This window comes from Kitasatospora aureofaciens (genome assembly GCF_001188955.3).
Taxonomy (GTDB): domain Bacteria; phylum Actinomycetota; class Actinomycetes; order Streptomycetales; family Streptomycetaceae; genus Kitasatospora; species Kitasatospora aureofaciens.
The window spans coordinates 173,444-190,607 of sequence record NZ_JPRF03000087.1 but is presented as its reverse complement, the minus strand read 5'-3'; the positions used below and the strand labels follow the sequence as shown (position 1 = coordinate 190,607).

The following is a 17,164-nucleotide window of genomic DNA, read 5'->3' as shown; positions in this document are numbered from 1 at the left end:
CCCGCGCCCCGGCCCAAGATCGCCTGTAAGGCCGCCTACGATTGGTGCCGTGCGTACCCCCTTCTCCCTGCTCGCCGAGCGCTGGCAGCCCTCCGCCGCGATGGTCCGGCGCGCCGCGTTCGCCGCGCTGGTGATGAGCGTGGTGATCGTCGTCACCGGCGGCGCCGTCCGGCTCACCGCCTCCGGCCTCGGCTGTACGACCTGGCCCCGCTGCACCGGCGACAGCCTCACGCCCACCCCCGAGATGGGCTTCCACGGCGTCGTCGAGTTCACCAACCGGATGCTCACCTACGTGCTGAGCGCGGCCGTCGGCTGGGCCATCCTGGCTGCTCGCTGCCACCGGCCGTGGCGGCACAGCATGACCAGGCTCGGCTGGGCGCAGTTCTGGCTGGTGATGAGCAACGCCGTGCTCGGCGGCATCACGGTGCTGACGGGCCTGAACCCGTACACCGTCGCGGGACACATGATCGCCGCGATGGCCCTGGTCTGGGTCGCGCTGCTGATGTGGGAACGCAGCAAGGAAGGAGACGGCGCGCCCCGGCTTTCGGTGGCCCGCCCCATCCACCAGCTCTCGTACGTGTTGGTCGCGGTCGTCGGCCTGCTGGTCGCGGCAGGCACCCTGGTGACGGGCGCCGGCCACCACCCAGGGACTCCGACGGACAACAAGATCGTCCCCCGCATCCCGATCGACTACGACCGCCTCGCGCAGTTCCATGCCGACTTCGCGTTCATCTCCGTCGGCCTGACCATCGCGATGATCTTCGTCTTCGCGGCGATCAAGGCCCCGCAGGCAGCCAAGTCCCGCACCAAGGAACTCCTCGCGGTGCTGCTGTTGCAGGGCGTCCTCGGCTTCATCCAGTACTTCACGGATGCCCCCGAGCTCATGGTCGGCCTCCACATGCTCGGCGCGACCCTGACGTGGATCGCCGCCCTCCGCATCCCCCTCGCCCTGCGCGTACGCGAGGTTGAGGAGACCCCCATCGACGCGTCGGCCCCACGGACCCCCGAGACCGCCACCGTCTGAGCATCGTCGAAGGCCTCCGTCCCAAGGAGGACGGGGGGCTTCGACGTGTCACAGGAGCTCTCGCCCGTCGTGGGCTCGGATGCTCGGCGCCGTGTCGTCTCGAAGCGCGTCCAGGACGCGTACGGCATAGACCTCGGCCATGCGGTCGGAGACCTCGTCCGGCGTGAGCCAGTCGACTTCGACCGACTCGTCCGAGAGCCGTTCCGCCCCACTCTCCGGTCGACAGCGGAAAACGAGGGCTACGATCCCGCGGGCCACGTTCTTGTAGACCCCGGTCAGCCGCTCCACGCCGACCTTGATCCCGGTCTCTTCACAGACCTCACGGCGCACGCCGTCCTCGATGGCCTCATCCAGCTCCAGCACGCCACCCGGCGGCTCCCAAGCCCCGTTATCGGCCCGCCGGATCGCCAACACCCGACCGTCCTCACGCACTACGACTCCCGCGACGGACACCGAGTGACGCAGCGCAGTCGCCCCCTCACTCATGCACGGAAGACCCGAGATAGACCTTCTGCCACTCCAGCGAGGTCATCGTGAGAGCCGCCTCGGCGAGTTCTCGGGCAGAGTCGGTCTTGAGGTTGCCGAGGCTGCTGTCGATCCAGGGCTGGACGTTCTGGTAACCCTGCTCCCGGTACTCGACCGCCTGGAGGAGGCATTCGAGCTTGTCGGCGTCGTGCGCAACAACCACCTCCAAGCTCTCGCCGTTCTCGTACTCCGCGACGACTGCGTTGATCCCGGTGACGACAGCGGGGTGAGCGGCGCTGACCTGGTCGGCGGTCACCCGCTCGTTGGAGGTCGCGGTCAGGTATCGCCGGCCGATGTGCGGAATGTCGCCGATGCGGGTCTCCTGCGTGTCGTGGAAGAGACACAGCAGGGCGACCTTCGCCGGGTCGGCACCCTCCATCATCGCGAGGACTGCACCCACGACACCGGTGCGGAAGGAGTGTTCAGCGATCGTCTCGGGGTCCTTCACCCCGGCGATCCACCAGCCCGACCGCTTCGCCCGCTTGAGCATCCCCGCCTCGAACAGGTACCCCGCAGTGCCCCTCGCCTGCCCGTTCCCTGCCATGCTCATCCCCTTCTCCTGTGGCAGCTCCATCACCGTGCCTCCCCCATCACGCACAACCTTCACCTTGCTTCTCACGCCGCCGGCTCTGAAAGGCTACTGAGGGTAGGACGAAGCAGATCGAGGACATAGGTCCAGCTGTACTCATCACGTGCTCCGCCGGACCTGGGCTGGTGGGGCACGGAGTCGCCCACCAGGACGCCCATCGAGCGCAGTCGGACCAGGCTCTCCGAATAGGCCGGATGGGCTGCCAGGGCAGAGTTGACGTAGGGCTGGACGACGACGGGGATGCCGAGCCCGTACGCCTCGCAGAGGATGCCCAACGCGAGTGTGTCGGCGATCCCGAGGGCCCACTTATTGATGGTGTTGAAGGTGGCTGAGACGACCGCGATGGCATCGGCCTCAGGCATCGGCCGGGAACCGCCAGGCGTGCGCCAGGCCGAGCGGATCGGATAGCCGGTCTGGGCCTCGATGGCTTCCTGGTCCAGGAAGCCAAGTGCGTTGGGAGTGGCGATCACCCCGACCTTCCACCCCTCAGCGTGGGCGGCGATGATCAGCTCGCCTACGCCATCAGCCACTCCCGACGCACAGACGATCACGTAGAGAAACGGCTCTCGCCGCGAACTCGCTGCTTCTGGCGTCACCATGCCTCCACCCCGTCTCGCAGGTACCGCATACTGCCATCTGAGATCGCCCTGACAGCGGCATTCAACCGGTTCCGCTGGCGGGTCCGCAGTCGGTCGGCGACCTCCGATGCCGGCAGGAAGACGGCCTCGGAGAGTTCGTCGTCGTGTGGGCGAACCGTCTCGACCCGAGCGGGTGGGAGGGTGCCCGCATCGAAGATGAAGGCGATTTGGTCGTCCCACGGGCCGTGCGGCGCAACCCAGTCCACGACCAGCAGACGGCGGATGGTGATCTCCAGGCCCAATTCCTCGCGCAGTTCCCGCACTGCGGCCTCATCCGGTGGCTCGTTCGCCTCTGCCATCCCGCCAGGAAGGTCCCAACCTTCCTTGTAGGTCGGGTTGACGGTCAGGATGCGTCCGGCCAGGTCGTGCAGGATCACGTCCGCCGAGACGCGCTTGCGGGCTTGCCGTGCATTGCCCTCAGCCAGATAGGCGTTCCAGGCTTCGGTGTCGGTAGGTGCAGGCCTCACGTTAAACCTCCCCGAGGCAACGGGATGATGTCAGCGAGCAGGAGCTGCCGGGCACTGCGCGCCTCGTCGAATCGTGCCAGGTATTCACAGACTGGGCCGTAGTCGCGGTGTCTCCCGAGGAGTTCACGGAGTTCATCCATCTGATGAACGACCCGGACAGACCCGAGCGTCGGGCTGGTGTCGAGGAGTTCGGTCCCGACACTGATTGCGGCGTCCAAGTCACCGCAATCGGCATGGATACGGACGAGGGTGATGCGACTGAAGGTGAGGGAACGCGTGCGCCCCTCCTCCCGAAGGACCACAGCCTGCTTCCCATACCGAAGGGCCTCCTCAGCGCGACCGAGATCGGTGAACGCCAACGCTGACTCGCTGGCAAGGGTGGCGTGGTCGAACGGGCTCAGCCACGGATGCTCGTCATCGGCTCCGAGCGCAAGAGCCGCGTGAGCATGATCGAGCGCCTGCGATGCCGGGCCGTAGTGCTGGGAGGCTGCCAACGCTCGGGCCAGCATGGTGTTCAGCCGAGCCAGGAGGCTTGGCAAATGCGGACCCCGGCCGGCCAATTCAATACCGACGGTGGCCCAGTGCACGGCCTTCGCCGGATCGCCAGTCTGAAGGCTCAGATGGCTGGTGCTGGCGGCCACGTGCGCCGTCAGCGGCAGGTCACCGGAGGCACGCGCGAAAAAAAGCGCACGAGCGAAGTGCCGAGCCGCAAGGTCGTCACGGCCGGAGTCGTGGGCCATCCAACCGGCCATCTCGGTGAGCGCGGCAGCGGCAGCGAAGACTCGCGAGCTGCTCGCGATATCAACCAGGCGCGGCGCCACCTGGTCCGAGAGATGGTGAACCACAGCCGAGTAGAGCCGTCCACCCCCCGCCTGCCGATCCGCACGACGGAAGGCCTCTACAGTGGCCAGGTCGCCGCCGCCCTCAGCCTCCGGGGAAGTCAGTGCAGGAGTTGGGATCTCGGAAGCCAGATCTGGTTCCCAGGGTCTGCGGGCAAGACCAAGCAACTCTCCGGGGATGTGGAACGCGTCGGCGATCTGCTCGAACAACGCCAACTTCTCGACCCTGGTTTTGCCATTCATGTAGTCGTACAGCCGTCCTTGGCTGATCTCCACCGCTGCGGCAATGCGTCGGGTACTGACACCACGCGCGTTGAGGAGCCGGAACACGGCGCCCATGTCGCGGGCCTCACATGCTTTCAGTAGACGCTGGTCCTGGAGCAGACCTGCGGCCACCTCATGCAGGCTCGGCTGAACACCCACGGCTTCACTCCCATCACAGTGTGTGTCGATCGTAGGTTCCCGGCACCTTTCCTGACTCCGTTTTGGAGTCACCTACTCGGAGTCTCCCGGGATGTCCAGTTAGACCTTGAATGAGGATCAGCCGCTCTGATCCATCCACGGGAGCCAGTCCGATGCCTCAACCCACCGCAGTGCCAACCCGCGTGATCGACACCGGGGAAGCGTCAGTGCCCGCTGCTGGTCGACTCGCCACAACGACGACCGTCCGCCTGCCGTACCGGTCCGAGTCGGTGGCAGCTGCGCGCCGGTTCGTCGGCGCGCAGCTGCGGGAGTGGGGGCTCGACGACCTGGTGGACGACGCCGCCTTGATCGTCAGCGAGTTGGTCACCAACTCCATCAAGACCGGCTGCCAGACGCGCATGCTCGTCGGCGTCCGCCGTCCGACCGACTACACCGTCCGCATCCTCGTCGGTGACGGTTCCCGGTCTATGCCTGTGATGGTCCAGGCCCGGCCCGACGCCACGTCGGGCCGGGGTCTCGCAATGGTCCACCGGCTCACTCACGGCCGCTGGGGTGTCACACCCCTCCCGTTCGGCAAGGTCGTCCACGCCGACCTCGCGACTCCCGTGCCGGTCCCCCGGTGAACCGGCGACCTCCGCAGGACACTTACGCCCCCGACGACGCACCGCCGCCGTCACCGTCCATCCCCGATCCCACCCGGATCTGGGCCGCCTACGGCGTATCCGCTGCGGCCGGGCTGCATGTCGTCATCGCGGCCCTCGTACTGATCAACCGATCCCGCTGAACTCCCGGCCGCGCCGTCGATCGGGCGGCGCGGCCGGGATGACCATCACTCATCAACACACAAGGAGGAACCATGGGTTGGGGAACCGACAAGTCCAGCGGCGGCAAGCACGGCGGTAAGAAGGACCCCGGCACGAGCAAGCCGTCCCCCGACGGATCCCGGCCGGCGCCCGAGCCGAAGCACAAGAAGGACGAGGGCAACAAGTGACGGACCCCGTGCATCGACCGGAGCAGGCCGCCGTGCGCGGCCTACTCCGGGCCGTCGGCGAAGCGCTCGACGGCCCGGTCCCCCGCGAGTGGCAAGCAGCGATCACAGCAACTCCCCGCCACCGCTTCCTGCCCGAGCGGATCTGGCTGGAGAACGACGAGGGCGGCTACGAGCCGTGCGACCTCTCCACCGACCACGACCGCTGGTTCGAGGCGGCGTACCAGGACACGCCGATCGTCACCCAGATCAACGACGGCCAGGCATCGGCCGCCCCGGCCGATGCCTGGCCCTCCTCCTCCGCCTCCGCCCCCTCGATCGTCGTCCGCATGCTCCGCGACCTCGACGTCCGGCCCGGGATGAACGTCCTGGAGATCGGCACCGGCACCGGCTGGAACGCGGCCCTCCTCGCCCACCGCCTCGGCTCCGGCCACGTCACCTCGATCGAGATCGACTCCGAGGTCTCCGAGCAGGCCTGGGCCGCCCTGAACGCGGCCGGCCTGGACGTGGACCTGATCTGCGGAGACGGATCCCTGGGCTGGCCCCACCGCCACCCTTACGACCGGATCATCTCCACCTGCTCGGTCCGCCACATCCCTTGGGCCTGGATCGAACAGACCCGGCCCGGCGGCATCGTCCTCACCCCCTGGGACAACCCGATGCTCTGCTGGGGCCTGCTCAAGCTCACTGTCGAGCGCGACCGCGCCCAGGGCCGCTTCAGCCCCCACTCCGCGTTCATGCTGATGCGCAACCACCGGCAGGACCTGCGGATCTTCCGCGACGTCGTCCAGGACGATCACGCCCCGGACGAGTCCGAAACGGTGCTCCCGCCATGGGAAGTCACCGGCAAACACTGGGAGGCCCGCTTCGCCCTCGGCCTACGGCTGGGCGACGTGTGGACCGCCTGGGAGGACGACCCGGGCGTCGACGGCGTCGCCGCCCGGCTCTGGGTCGCCACCACCGATGCCCGTTCCTGGGCGGCCGTCGACCACGACGGCCGCCAGAACAAGCGCTTCACCGTCTGGCAGCACGGCCCCCGCCGCCTCTGGGACGAGGTCACGGCTGCCCACCACTGGTGGCAGCACAACAACCACCCGACCCCCGACCGCTTCGGCCTCACCGTCACCGCGAACAGACAGTGGGCCTGGCTCGACCGCCCCGCCCAGCCCGTTCGTCACCCGCTCCCGTAAGGGCCCGGCAACCGAGCCGTCGCCGGAGGGGCCTACTGCGGCCGGCGACGGGCGCGGATCAGCGCGACACCGATCGCGAGGGGGAAGGACAGCAGGAAGAACGTGACCGCGGGCCACAGCGGGTCGCCGTCGACTATCGCGTTCACGAGCGTGCGGATACCGACAACGATGAAGTGCATGCGCGTACCGTAGCGCTACCCCTCGCCGGGCCGTCCGGCGCCCCTGACCAGCGAGAACGGCCCGGCTCCCCCGCCTAGGAGGAGCCGGGCCGTCGGCGTTCGAACCAGGAGCGGTCAGCCGCCGAGCTGGATGCCGGCCATGCGCTTCCACTCGTACGCGCTGGTCTTCACCTTCAGCCCCAGCTCGCCCTCGAAGTTCTCGTGCAGGGTCAGACCCGCCAGCTCCGCGGCCCGGCGGCCGACGGCGTAGGTGGGGGCCACCTGGTCGCCCCAGGCGCCGTCCGCGCCGACCACGACGATGCGGGTGGCCACGGCGCCGACGTACTCGACGACCGCGTCGGCGCTGCCGCCGTGCTGCTGGGCGAAGCTGGTCAGGTGCTTGGCGATGCGCTTGGCGCGGCGCTCGGTACGGGCGTCCGGCGCGGCGGCGGTGGCGGTCTCTGCGCTGCTCATGCCCGCATGCTACCCACCGGTACGCGACCTGGCGACGGGAGCACCCTGTGCACCGGGACACATACTCGAAACATGACGTTCAAAGGCTGGCCGACCGAGGCGCTGGACTTCTACGAGCACCTCGAAGCCGACAACTCGAAGTCCTTCTGGCAGGCTCACAAGGAGCAGTACGACGACGCCGTACGGGCCCCGATGGAGGCGCTGCTCGCCGAGCTGGAGCCGGAGTTCGGGCCGGGAAAGATCTTCCGCCCCAACCGGGACGTCCGGTTCAGCGCCGACAAGTCCCCGTACAAGACGCACATCGGCGCGCACCTGGAGTCCGGCGGCTACATCCAGCTCTCCGCCGACGGCCTGGCCTGCGGCAACGGCATGTACCAGCTCGCTCCCGACCAGCTGGAGCGCTACCGCGCCGCCGTCGCCGAGGACGTCAGCGGCGCCGAGCTGGAGCGGGTGATCACCCGGGTGGAACAGGCCGGCCCGCGGGTCCACGGCCGCGACTCCCTCAAGTCGGCCCCGCGCGGCTACGCCAAGGACCACCCCCGGATCGAGCTGCTGCGGCACAAGGGCCTGGTGGCCTGGCAGGAGTGGGAGCCCGCGAAGTGGCTGGGCACCCGGGCCGCCCACACCCGGATCGTCGACTTCCTGCGCGCCTCCCAGCCGCTGCGGGACTGGCTGGACGGCCACGTCGGCCCGTCAGAACTCCCGTCCCGCTGAAACGCGAAGAGCCCCGGTCCACCAGGACCGGGGCTCTTCCGTCACAGAACGGAGGGCTACTTCACGAACGGGTCGATCGCGCACACCACGAACAGCAGCGACAGGTAGGTGATCGACCAGTGGAACAGCCGCATCTCCTTCAGCTTGGCGCCCACGATCCCGGCCTTGGCCCGCCCGTACAGCGCGTGCGCCTCCCGCAGCCAGAACCCGCCGAGCAGCACCGCGGCGACGGGGTACAGCCAACTCATGTGCCCCAGCGGCCAGACGGCCAGCGAGACCGCCACCATCACCCAGGAGTACGCGACGACCTGCTTGCCGACCGCCACGTTGCCCTTGATGACCGGGAGCATCGGCACGCCGGCCCGCTCGTAGTCGTCGCGCACCTTCATGGACAGCACCCAGGTGTGCGGCGGGGTCCAGAAGAACACCACCAGGAAGAGCGCCACCGCCGCCCAGGACACCGAGTTGGTCACCGAGGACCAGCCGATCAGCACCGGCATGCAGCCGGCGATGCCGCCCCACACGATGTTCTGCGAGGTGCGCCGCTTGAGGCCCAGCGTGTAGACGAAGACGTAGAACAGCAGCGCGCCGAGCGCCAGTCCGGCGGAGAGCCAGTTGACGCCGAAGCCGAGCAGCAGGGTGGAGAGGACGCCCAGCGTGATGCCGAACACCAGCGCCTCGCGCGGCGACACCATCCCGGTGACGATCGGCCGCCGCTCGGTGCGGGACATCAGCGCGTCGATGTCGCGGTCGATGTACATGTTGAGGGCGTTGGCGCCGCCCGCCGAGAGGTAACCGCCGACCACGACCTTCAGCACCAGCAGCATGTTCGGCACGCCCTGCTGGGCCAGGAACATCACCGGCACCGTGCTCATCAGCAGCAGTTCGATGATCCGCGGCTTGGTCAGTGCGACGAACGCGCCGACACGGGCCCCGATGGGCCGGTGGGCAGGAGTCGCCCCGGTGACCCCGGCGGGACGTGTTTCGACGGCGGTCACTAACACCCCAACTGAAGATGAATCTTCGCAGGCGTCCACAGGAACGAAGGGTCCCGAATCGTCCGCTCTGCGCGTACCACGCCACCTTAGACGCTCCATATATCCCATCCGGCTCCGGGGTCCCCCGGCGAGGCGGATGGCACACCCCCGGGTCAACCGCCTGGGTGAACCCACGAAGCGCCTCCCGCGAGCCTGCGCAACCCGTCCCGACCACCCGGGCGGCGCGCCCAGGCAAACCGGGAGAGCCTGGGACAAAAGAAGTCGTACCGCCCTAGTGGGAATCACCATGCGGAAATCCCGGTTGTCCCGGCACGGAGGGTGATGCCCGGCCCGGACGGTAGGCTCGCACGCAGAAGCGGGATCTACCCTCCGTGACCGGCACCATCCACAGTCGGGACCACAGCGCCGTGGCCGACCCGGTCCCCATTCACGGGGTCACTCTTCACAACGGAAGGAGCCCTGAGACAGGGTGAGCACTGCGCCGACGAACGCATTCGAGTGGAGCGACCTGGACGAGCGCACGGTTGACACGGCGCGCGTCCTCGCTATGGACGCTGTCCAGAAGGTCGGTAACGGGCACCCCGGGACGGCCATGTCCCTGGCCCCCGCGGCCTACCTGATCTTCCAGCGCTTCCTGCGCCACGACCCGACCGACCCGGCCTGGGTCGGCCGTGACCGCTTCGTCCTCTCCCCCGGACACACCAGCCTGACGCTCTACACCCAGCTGTACTTCTCGGGTTACGGTCTGGAGCTGGACGACCTCAAGGCCTTCCGGGTGGCCGGCAGCCGCACCCCGGGCCACCCCGAGCACGGCCACACCGCGGGCGTGGAGACCACCACCGGCCCGCTCGGCCAGGGCATCGCCAACGCGGTCGGCATGGCGATGGCCGCCCGCTACGAGCGCGGCCTGTTCGACCCGGAGGCGCCCGCCGGGGAGTCCCCCTTCGACCACACCATCTGGGCGATCGTCTCCGACGGCGACCTGGAGGAGGGCATCTCCGCCGAGGCCTCCTCGCTGGCCGGCCACCAGAAGCTGGGCAACCTGGTCGCGCTCTACGACGACAACCACATCTCGATCGAGGGCGACACCGAGACCGCCTTCTCCGAGGACGTCCTCAAGCGTTACGAGGCGTACGGCTGGCACGTCCAGCGCGTCACCCCGAAGGCCAACGGCGATGTCGACGTCGAGGCCCTCGCCGGTGCGCTGGCCGCCGCCAAGGCCGAGACGTCCCGCCCGTCGATCATCGCGATGCGCACGATCATCGCCTGGCCGGCCCCGGACGCCCAGAACACCGCGAAGGCGCACGGCTCCGCACTCGGCGCCGCCGAGATCGCCGCCACCAAGAAGGTCCTGGGCTTCGACCCGGAGAAGACCTTCGAGGTCAGCGACCAGGTCATCGAGCACGCCCGCCGGGTCATCAAGCGCGGCAAGGCCGCCCGCGACCAGTGGCAGCAGGGCTTCGAGGCCTGGCGCGCCGCCAACCCGCAGCGGGCCGCCGAGTTCGACCGCATCCAGGCCGGCGAACTGCCCGAGGGCTGGAAGAAGGCCGTCCCGACCTTCCCGGCCGGCAAGGACGTCGCCACCCGCAAGGCCTCCGGCGAGACCCTCAAGGCGCTCGGCGCCGTGATCCCGGAGCTGTGGGGCGGCTCGGCCGACCTCGCGGAGTCCAACCTCACCACCATCGACGAGGACAGCTCCTTCCTCCCCGAGGGCAACCCGCTGAAGTCCGCCAGCCCGTTCGGCCGGACGATCCACTTCGGCATCCGCGAGCACGCCATGGGCTCGACCATGAACGGCATCGCCCTGCACGGCAACACCCGCGTGTACGGCGGCACCTTCCTGGTCTTCGCCGACTACATGCGCCCGGCCGTCCGCCTGGCCGCTCTGATGAAGCTGCCGGTCACCTACGTCTGGACGCACGACTCGATCGGCCTCGGCGAGGACGGCCCGACCCACCAGCCGGTCGAGCACATGGCCTCGCTGCGCGCCATCCCGGGCCTGTCCATGGTCCGCCCGGCCGACGCCAACGAGACGGCCGTCGCCTGGCGCACCGTCATCGAGCGCCAGACCACCCACCCCGGCCCGGTCGGCCTGGCGCTCACCCGTCAGAACGTCCCGACCTTCGACCGCGAGGTCTTCGCCTCCGCCGAGGGCACCGCCAAGGGCGCCTACGTGCTGGCCGAGGCCTCCAACGGCGACCCGCAGGTGATCCTGCTGGGCACCGGCTCCGAGGTCCAGCTGGCCGTCCAGGCCCGCGAGGCCCTGGAGGCCGAGGGCATCGCGACCCGGGTGGTCTCTGTCCCGTCCTTCGAGTGGTTCCAGGAGCAGGACCAGGCCTACCGCGACAGCGTGCTGCCGCCGTCGGTCAAGGCCCGTGTCTCGGTCGAGGCCGGCATCGCCCAGGGCTGGCGCGAGCTGGTCGGCGACCACGGACGGATCGTGTCGCTGGAGCACTTCGGTGCCTCCGCCGACTACAAGGTGCTGTTCGAGGAGTTCGGTCTGACCGCCGAGCGCGTGATCGCCGAGGCGCACAACGCCCTGCGCGCCCTCGAAGCCGTCAACCGCTAGTTCCGCTCCGGCCGCGTACCTCGCCCGCACGCGGGTACGCGGCCCCTCTGACTACCCCACGAAGCAGAAGAAGGACTGAAGCACCATGACTGACGCACTGAAGCGCCTCAGCGACGAAGGCGTTGCGATCTGGCTGGACGACCTCAGCCGCAAGCGGCTGAACTCCGGCAACCTGGCCGAGCTGGTGCAGAACAGGCACGTGGTGGGTGTCACCACCAACCCGACCATCTTCCAGAAGGCCATCGCCGGCAGCGGCGACACCTCCTACGACGGCCAGCTGCGCGACCTCGCCGTCCGCAAGGTCACCACCGAGGAGGCGGTCCGCATGATCACCACCTCGGACGTGCGCGACGCCGCCGACGTGCTGCGCCCGGTCTACGACGCCTCCAACGGCCGCGACGGCCGGGTCTCCATCGAGGTCGACCCGCGCCTGGCGCACGAGACCGCCCCGACCGTGGCCGAGGCCAAGCAGCTGTGGTGGCTGGTCGACCGCCCGAACGTGTTCATCAAGATCCCCGCCACCAAGGCCGGCCTGCCCGCCATCAGCGAGGTCATCGGCCTGGGCATCAGCGTCAACGTCACGCTGATCTTCTCCCTGGAGCGCTACAAGGCCGTCATCGACGCCTACCTGACCGGCCTGGAGACCGCCAAGGCCAAGGGCCTGGACCTCTCCCAGATCGAGTCGGTCGCCTCCTTCTTCGTGTCCCGCGTGGACACCGAGATCGACAAGCGCCTGGACAAGGTCGGCGGCGACGCCAAGAACCTGCGCTCCAAGGCCGCCCTGGCCAACGCCCGCCTCGCCTACCAGGCGTACGAGGAGGTCTTCGGCTCGGTCGACGGCAAGACCGCCGGCAACGCCCGCTGGAAGGCCCTGGAGGCCGCCGGCGCCAAGCCGCAGCGCCCGCTGTGGGCCTCGACCGGCGTCAAGGACCCGGCCCTGCCGGACACCCTGTACGTCACCGAGCTGGTCGCCCCGGGCACCGTCAACACCATGCCCGAGGCCACCCTGGACGCCACCGCCGACCACGGCGTGGTCAGCGGCAACACCATCGTCCCCAACTACGCCGACGCCAAGGCCCTTCTGGACGCCGTCGCGGCCGCCGGCGTGGACTACGACGACGTGGTCCAGGTCCTGGAGGACGAGGGCGTGCAGAAGTTCGAGCAGTCCTGGCAGGAGCTGCTCGACACCGTCACCGCCTCGCTGGCCTCCTTCGCCACCGAGAAGTGACCCCCGCTCACACACTCAGCGCACGAAAGCGGAGCACACCAAGTGAGCACTGATTTCCCCGAGTTGACGTCGGAGTCGGACGCGGACGACCTCCCGCCCTCCCCCGTCAACCCGCTTCGTGACCCTTCCGACCGGCGGCTCCCGCGCATCGCGGGGCCGTCCGGCCTGGTCATCTTCGGGGTCACCGGCGACCTGTCGCGCAAGAAGCTGATGCCGGCCATCTACGACCTGGCCAACCGCGGCCTGCTGCCGCCGGGCTTCTCCCTGGTCGGCTTCGCCCGCCGCGAGTGGGACAACGAGGACTTCGCCCAGGAGGTCCACGACGCGGTCAAGGAGCACGCCCGGACCCCGTTCCGGGAGGAGGTCTGGCAGCAGCTCGCCAAGGGCATGCGCTTCGTCCACGGCACCTTCGACGACGACGACGCCTTCGACAAGCTCCGCGCGACCATCGAGGAGCTGGACAAGGCCCAGGGCACCGGCGGCAACTTCGCCTTCTACCTGTCCGTCCCGCCGAAGTTCTTCCCGACCGTCGTCCAGCAGCTCAAGAAGCACGGCCTGGCCGACCCGCCGCAGGGCTCCTGGCGCCGCGCCGTCATCGAGAAGCCCTTCGGCCACGACCTGGAGAGCGCCCAGGAGCTCAACAAGGTCGTCCACGAGGTCTTCCCCCGGGACGAGGTCTTCCGGATCGACCACTACCTGGGCAAGGAGACGGTCCAGAACATCCTGGCGCTGCGCTTCGCCAACCAGATGTTCGAGCCGATCTGGAACCGGTCCTACGTCGACCACGTGCAGATCACCATGGCCGAGGACATCGGCATCGGCGGCCGGGCCGGCTACTACGACGGCATCGGCTCCGCCCGTGACGTCATCCAGAACCACCTGCTCCAGCTGATGGCGCTCACCGCCATCGAGGAGCCGGCGTCCTTCCACCCGAAGGCGCTGGTGGCCGAGAAGCTCAAGGTGCTCAGCGCCGTCAAGCTCCCGGCCGACCTCGGCCGGCACACCGTGCGCGGCCAGTACGCGGCCGGCTGGCAGGGCGGCGAGGAGGTCGTCGGCTACCTGGACGAGGACGGCATCGACCCCGAGTCCAAGACCGACACCTACGCGGCCATCAAGCTGGAGATCAACAACCGCCGCTGGGCGGGCGTCCCGTTCTACCTGCGCACCGGCAAGCGCCTGGGCCGCCGGGTCACCGAGATCGCGGTGGTCTTCCAGCGCGCCCCGTACCTGCCCTTCGACTCCTACGCGACCGAGGAGCTGGGGCAGAACGCCCTGGTCATCCGGGTCCAGCCGGACGAGGGCGTGACGGTGCGGTTCGGCTCCAAGGTGCCGGGCACCTCCTTCGAGGTCCGGGACGTCACGATGGACTTCGCCTACGGCGAGTCCTTCACCGAGTCCAGCCCGGAGGCGTACGAGCGGCTCATCCTCGACGTGCTGCTCGGCGACGCCAACCTGTTCCCGCGGCACCAGGAGGTCGAGCTCTCCTGGCAGATCCTCGACCCGATCGAGCGGTACTGGGACACCCACGGCAAGCCCGCCCAGTACGCGGCGGGCACCTGGGGGCCCGCCGAGGCTGACGAGATGCTCGCACGAGACGGCAGGAGCTGGCGCCGGCCATGAAGATCGACCTCACCAACACGACGTCCAGCAAGATCAATGCCGCGCTGATGGCGGCGCGCCGGGCCAGCGGCTCCACCGCCGCCGGCATGGTGCTCACCCTGGTGATCGTGACCGACGAGGGCAGCGCCTACGACGCCCTCAAGGCCGCCAACGACGCCTCCCGCGAGCACCCGATGCGCACCCTCGCGGTGATCAAGCGCGCCGGCCGCTCGCCCCGGGCCCGCGCCGAGACCCGCCTGGACGCCGAGATCCTGGTCGGCTCGGACGCCGGCTCCGGAGAAACGGTTGTCCTGCGGATGCACGGCGAACTCGCCGCGCACGCCCAGTCGGTCGTCCTGCCGCTGCTGCTGCCGGACGCCCCGACCGTGGTCTGGTGGCCGGAGAACGCGCCGCTGCACCCGGCGCAGGACCCGCTGGGCGCGCTCGCCCAGCGCCGGATCACCGACGCGGTCACCGCCGAGTCCCCGGTCGGCCAGCTCGCCCAGCGGGCCCAGAGCTACAGCCCGGGCGACACCGACCTGGCCTGGACCCGGCTCACCGGCTGGCGCTCGATGCTGGCCGCCGCACTGGACCAGCGGCCGTCCCACATCACCGCCGCGGTGGTCGAGGGCGAGTCCTACAACCCCAGCGTCGAGCTGCTCGGCCTGTGGCTGCTCAACCGGCTGCACGTGCCGGTCGAGCGGATCGTCACCGGCGGCCCCGGCATCACCGCGGTGCGCCTGCGTACCAAGGACGGGGACATCACCCTGGACCGCCCGGACGGCCTGATGGGCATGCTCTCCATGCCCGGCTCCCCGGACCGCCAGGTGGCGCTCAAGCGGCGCGAGACCTCGGAGCTGATCGCCGAGGAACTGCGCCGGCTGGACCCGGACGACATCTACTCGACGGCCGTGCGCACGCCCGTCGAGCGGCTGCGCGAGCACGACGACACCGTCCCGGCGGCCGCCGAGCAGATCGCCCAGGCGGTCGAGGCCTCGGTGGCCGAGACGGACGGCGGGCCGACCGGGCCGGTCGGGGCCGTAGAGGCGGGGAAGAAGCCCGCCGCGAAGAAGGCCGCCGGCAAGCGCGCCGCCACCCGGGACGGCGCGTGACCAGGGCCACTCCGCAGCTGGTGGTCCACCGGGACAAGGAGCTGATGGCCCAGGCGGCCGCGGCCCGGCTGATCACCCGGATCGTGGACGCCCAGGCCGCCCGCGGCACCGCCTCGGTGGTGCTCACCGGCGGCCGCAACGGCAACGCCCTGCTGGCCGCGATCGCCGCGTCCCCGGCGCGCGACGCGGTCGACTGGGGCCGGCTGGACCTCTGGTGGGGCGACGAGCGCTTCGTGCCCGCCGCCGACGGTGACCGCAACGCCGTCCAGGCCCGCGCCGAACTGCTGGACGCCGTCCCGCTCGACCCGGCACGGGTGCACGAGATGCCCGCCTCCGACGGCGTGGACGGCTCCGACGTGGAGGCCGCGGCCGCCCGCTACGCGCAGGAGCTGGCGAGGGCCGCCGGACCGGGCGACCGGCTCCGCGTCCCGGCCTTCGACGTGCTGCTGCTCGGCGTCGGCCCGGACACCCACGTCGCCTCGCTCTTCCCGGAGCACCCGGGCGTACGGGAGACCGAGCTGACCGTGGTCGGCGTGCGCGGGGCCCCCAAGCCCCCGCCGACCCGGATCTCGCTCACCCTCCCGGCGATCCGGGCCGCCCGCGAGGTCTGGCTGCTGGCCGCCGGTGAGGACAAGGCGGGCGCGGTCGCGCTGGCCTTGTCCGGCCCCGGTGAACTGCAGGCGCCCGCCTCCGGCGCGTACGGCCGCAGCCGCACCCTGTGGCTGCTGGACCGCGCCGCCGCCGAGCGGATCCCCGCCCAGCTGTACCCGCCGGCCTCGGCCTAGCGACGAACGCCGAAGGGCGCCGCCGTCCGATGACGGTGGCGCCCTTCGTGCGTGTGTGGGGTGCTCGGCTCGCTCGCGCGGCCCTCGCCCGCAGGTCAGATCTCGCCGCGCAGCTTGGCGAGCGCCTCGGCGAGGATCGCCTCGCCGTCGGCGTCGGTGCGCCGCTCACGGACGTAGGCGAGGTGGGTCTTGTACGGCTCGTTGCGCGAGGGCGCCGGCGGGTTGTGCTCGTCCTGCCCGGCCGGGAAGCCGCAGCGCGGGCAGTCCCAGGTGTCCGGGATGACGGCCTCGGCGGCGAAGCTGGGCCGGGTCTCGTGCTTGTTGGCGCACCAGAAGGAGATCCGGCTGCGCGGAGCGGACTCGCCGCGCTCCGCCTCCCCCATCGGGCCGGCCCCGACCCTGCTGCCACGGATGGCGTTGCCACTTGCCACGGTCTGACTCCCTGCGTGCTGGTGCGCCGACCCGCCGCGGTGCGCGTCGGTGGCGAAAGTCGTCCTAGTGTAAGCAGGACTTAAGCCTCCGCCACCATCGCCTCCGCCCCGACCGTCCAAGGATAGGCGCTCGGGCGACGGGGCGTCAGGGTTGCGTCAGCTCTTGTACTTCAGGACCAGGCCCAGCACCAGGATGCAGGCGAACCACCCGATGCCGACCACGATGGTGATGCGGTCCAGGTTGCGCTCGGCCACCGCCGAACCGCCGCCGGTCGACATCGCGCCGCCGCCGAACATGTCCGACAGGCCGCCGCCCTTCCCCTTGTGCAGCAGCACCAGGAGGATCATCAGCAGGCTGAAGACGATCAGGGCAATCGAGAACCCGAGAACCACGGCGGGACCAACTCTCTCGT

General features: G+C 69.9%; 20 protein-coding genes. 10 read left to right on the top strand and 10 right to left on the bottom strand.

Annotated features, from left to right (window positions below; translation table 11 throughout):
* The first annotated feature begins 49 nt into the window (after positions 1-49).
* On the top strand, positions 50-1,024 hold the full coding sequence (locus HS99_RS38040; RefSeq protein WP_305953137.1) for a COX15/CtaA family protein: 975 nt from the start codon (positions 50-52) through the stop codon (positions 1,022-1,024).
* A gap of 48 nt (positions 1,025-1,072) precedes the next feature.
* On the opposite strand, the gene HS99_RS38035 is transcribed toward HS99_RS38040, so the two are convergent.
* The 5 genes from HS99_RS38035 to HS99_RS38015 form a co-directional block, all read right to left on the bottom strand.
* Positions 1,073-1,510 carry an NUDIX hydrolase gene (locus HS99_RS38035; protein WP_063738013.1) on the bottom strand — a complete coding sequence of 146 codons (438 nt, stop codon included), beginning with the start codon at positions 1,508-1,510 and terminating at the stop codon, positions 1,073-1,075.
* Positions 1,503-2,093 carry an HD domain-containing protein gene (locus HS99_RS38030; protein ID WP_030554943.1) on the bottom strand — a complete coding sequence of 197 codons (591 nt, stop codon included), beginning with the start codon at positions 2,091-2,093 and terminating at the stop codon, positions 1,503-1,505. The genes HS99_RS38035 and HS99_RS38030 overlap by 8 nt, the downstream gene beginning before the upstream one ends.
* A 71-nt stretch (positions 2,094-2,164) precedes the next feature.
* On the bottom strand, positions 2,165-2,737 hold the full coding sequence (locus tag HS99_RS38025) for a flavoprotein (protein WP_030554941.1): 573 nt from the start codon (positions 2,735-2,737) through the stop codon (positions 2,165-2,167).
* Complete coding sequence (locus HS99_RS38020; RefSeq protein ID WP_030554939.1) at positions 2,731-3,243, bottom strand: NUDIX domain-containing protein; 513 nt, start codon at positions 3,241-3,243, stop codon at positions 2,731-2,733. The genes HS99_RS38025 and HS99_RS38020 overlap by 7 nt, the downstream gene beginning before the upstream one ends.
* Positions 3,240-4,505, bottom strand: coding sequence for a helix-turn-helix domain-containing protein (locus tag HS99_RS38015; RefSeq protein WP_232543129.1), 1,266 nt, complete (start codon positions 4,503-4,505; stop codon positions 3,240-3,242). Before HS99_RS38015 ends, HS99_RS38020 begins: the two co-directional genes overlap by 4 nt.
* A 110-nt stretch (positions 4,506-4,615) precedes the next feature.
* Here HS99_RS38015 and HS99_RS38010 point away from each other — a divergent pair, with 110 nt between their 5' ends.
* The 3 genes from HS99_RS38010 to HS99_RS38005 all read left to right on the top strand — a co-directional run bounded on the left by HS99_RS38010 (position 4,616) and on the right by HS99_RS38005 (position 6,683).
* A complete protein-coding gene (locus HS99_RS38010) occupies positions 4,616-5,128 on the top strand; it encodes an ATP-binding protein (RefSeq protein ID WP_107050791.1) in 513 nt (170 codons plus the stop codon).
* 233 nt (positions 5,129-5,361) lie between these two features.
* Positions 5,362-5,496, top strand: coding sequence for a hypothetical protein (locus HS99_RS48055; protein WP_267883918.1), 135 nt, complete (start codon positions 5,362-5,364; stop codon positions 5,494-5,496).
* Entirely contained in the window at positions 5,493-6,683 is a 1,191-nt protein-coding gene (locus tag HS99_RS38005; RefSeq protein ID WP_030554933.1) for a methyltransferase domain-containing protein, read from the top strand. Before HS99_RS48055 ends, HS99_RS38005 begins: the two co-directional genes overlap by 4 nt.
* Before the next feature lie 32 nt (positions 6,684-6,715).
* Here HS99_RS38005 and HS99_RS45570 read toward each other — a convergent pair whose 3' ends face one another.
* Together HS99_RS45570 and HS99_RS38000 are read right to left on the bottom strand one after the other, a co-directional pair.
* Positions 6,716-6,862 carry a hypothetical protein gene (locus tag HS99_RS45570; protein ID WP_157846599.1) on the bottom strand — a complete coding sequence of 49 codons (147 nt, stop codon included), beginning with the start codon at positions 6,860-6,862 and terminating at the stop codon, positions 6,716-6,718.
* 114 nt (positions 6,863-6,976) lie between these two features.
* Positions 6,977-7,315, bottom strand: a complete 339-nt coding sequence (locus HS99_RS38000; RefSeq protein WP_030288307.1) for a hypothetical protein — start codon at positions 7,313-7,315, stop codon at positions 6,977-6,979.
* A 72-nt stretch (positions 7,316-7,387) separates the two neighbouring features.
* Between HS99_RS38000 and HS99_RS37995 the strand changes: the two genes are divergently transcribed.
* Complete coding sequence (locus tag HS99_RS37995; protein ID WP_030554931.1) at positions 7,388-8,029, top strand: DUF2461 domain-containing protein; 642 nt, start codon at positions 7,388-7,390, stop codon at positions 8,027-8,029.
* A 56-nt stretch (positions 8,030-8,085) separates the two neighbouring features.
* Here HS99_RS37995 and HS99_RS37990 read toward each other — a convergent pair whose 3' ends face one another.
* Positions 8,086-9,033: a heme o synthase gene (locus HS99_RS37990; protein ID WP_030288303.1), complete on the bottom strand. Its 948-nt coding sequence runs from the start codon at positions 9,031-9,033 to the stop codon at positions 8,086-8,088.
* Between the two features lie 463 nt (positions 9,034-9,496).
* Here HS99_RS37990 and tkt point away from each other — a divergent pair, with 463 nt between their 5' ends.
* From tkt to pgl, 5 genes are all read left to right on the top strand, one after another.
* Positions 9,497-11,596: a transketolase gene (tkt, locus tag HS99_RS37985; RefSeq protein WP_030288301.1), complete on the top strand. Its 2,100-nt coding sequence runs from the start codon at positions 9,497-9,499 to the stop codon at positions 11,594-11,596.
* Between the two features lie 85 nt (positions 11,597-11,681).
* On the top strand, positions 11,682-12,824 hold the full coding sequence (tal, locus tag HS99_RS37980) for a transaldolase (RefSeq protein WP_030288300.1): 1,143 nt from the start codon (positions 11,682-11,684) through the stop codon (positions 12,822-12,824).
* A gap of 63 nt (positions 12,825-12,887) precedes the next feature.
* Complete coding sequence (gene zwf, locus HS99_RS37975) at positions 12,888-14,444, top strand: glucose-6-phosphate dehydrogenase (protein WP_030288298.1); 1,557 nt, start codon at positions 12,888-12,890, stop codon at positions 14,442-14,444.
* The gene (gene opcA / locus HS99_RS37970) at positions 14,441-15,535 is read left to right on the top strand and encodes a glucose-6-phosphate dehydrogenase assembly protein OpcA (RefSeq protein WP_030288296.1); all 1,095 of its coding nucleotides are present in this window, start codon (positions 14,441-14,443) and stop codon (positions 15,533-15,535) included. Before zwf ends, opcA begins: the two co-directional genes overlap by 4 nt.
* On the top strand, positions 15,532-16,320 hold the full coding sequence (gene pgl / locus HS99_RS37965) for a 6-phosphogluconolactonase (protein ID WP_030288294.1): 789 nt from the start codon (positions 15,532-15,534) through the stop codon (positions 16,318-16,320). The genes opcA and pgl overlap by 4 nt, the downstream gene beginning before the upstream one ends.
* A 95-nt stretch (positions 16,321-16,415) precedes the next feature.
* On the opposite strand, the gene HS99_RS37960 is transcribed toward pgl, so the two are convergent.
* A complete protein-coding gene (locus tag HS99_RS37960) occupies positions 16,416-16,703 on the bottom strand; it encodes an RNA polymerase-binding protein RbpA (RefSeq protein ID WP_030288292.1) in 288 nt (95 codons plus the stop codon).
* A 204-nt stretch (positions 16,704-16,907) separates the two neighbouring features.
* Complete coding sequence (secG, locus tag HS99_RS37955) at positions 16,908-17,144, bottom strand: preprotein translocase subunit SecG (RefSeq protein ID WP_030288291.1); 237 nt, start codon at positions 17,142-17,144, stop codon at positions 16,908-16,910.
* Between the last annotated feature and the right edge of the window lie 20 nt (positions 17,145-17,164).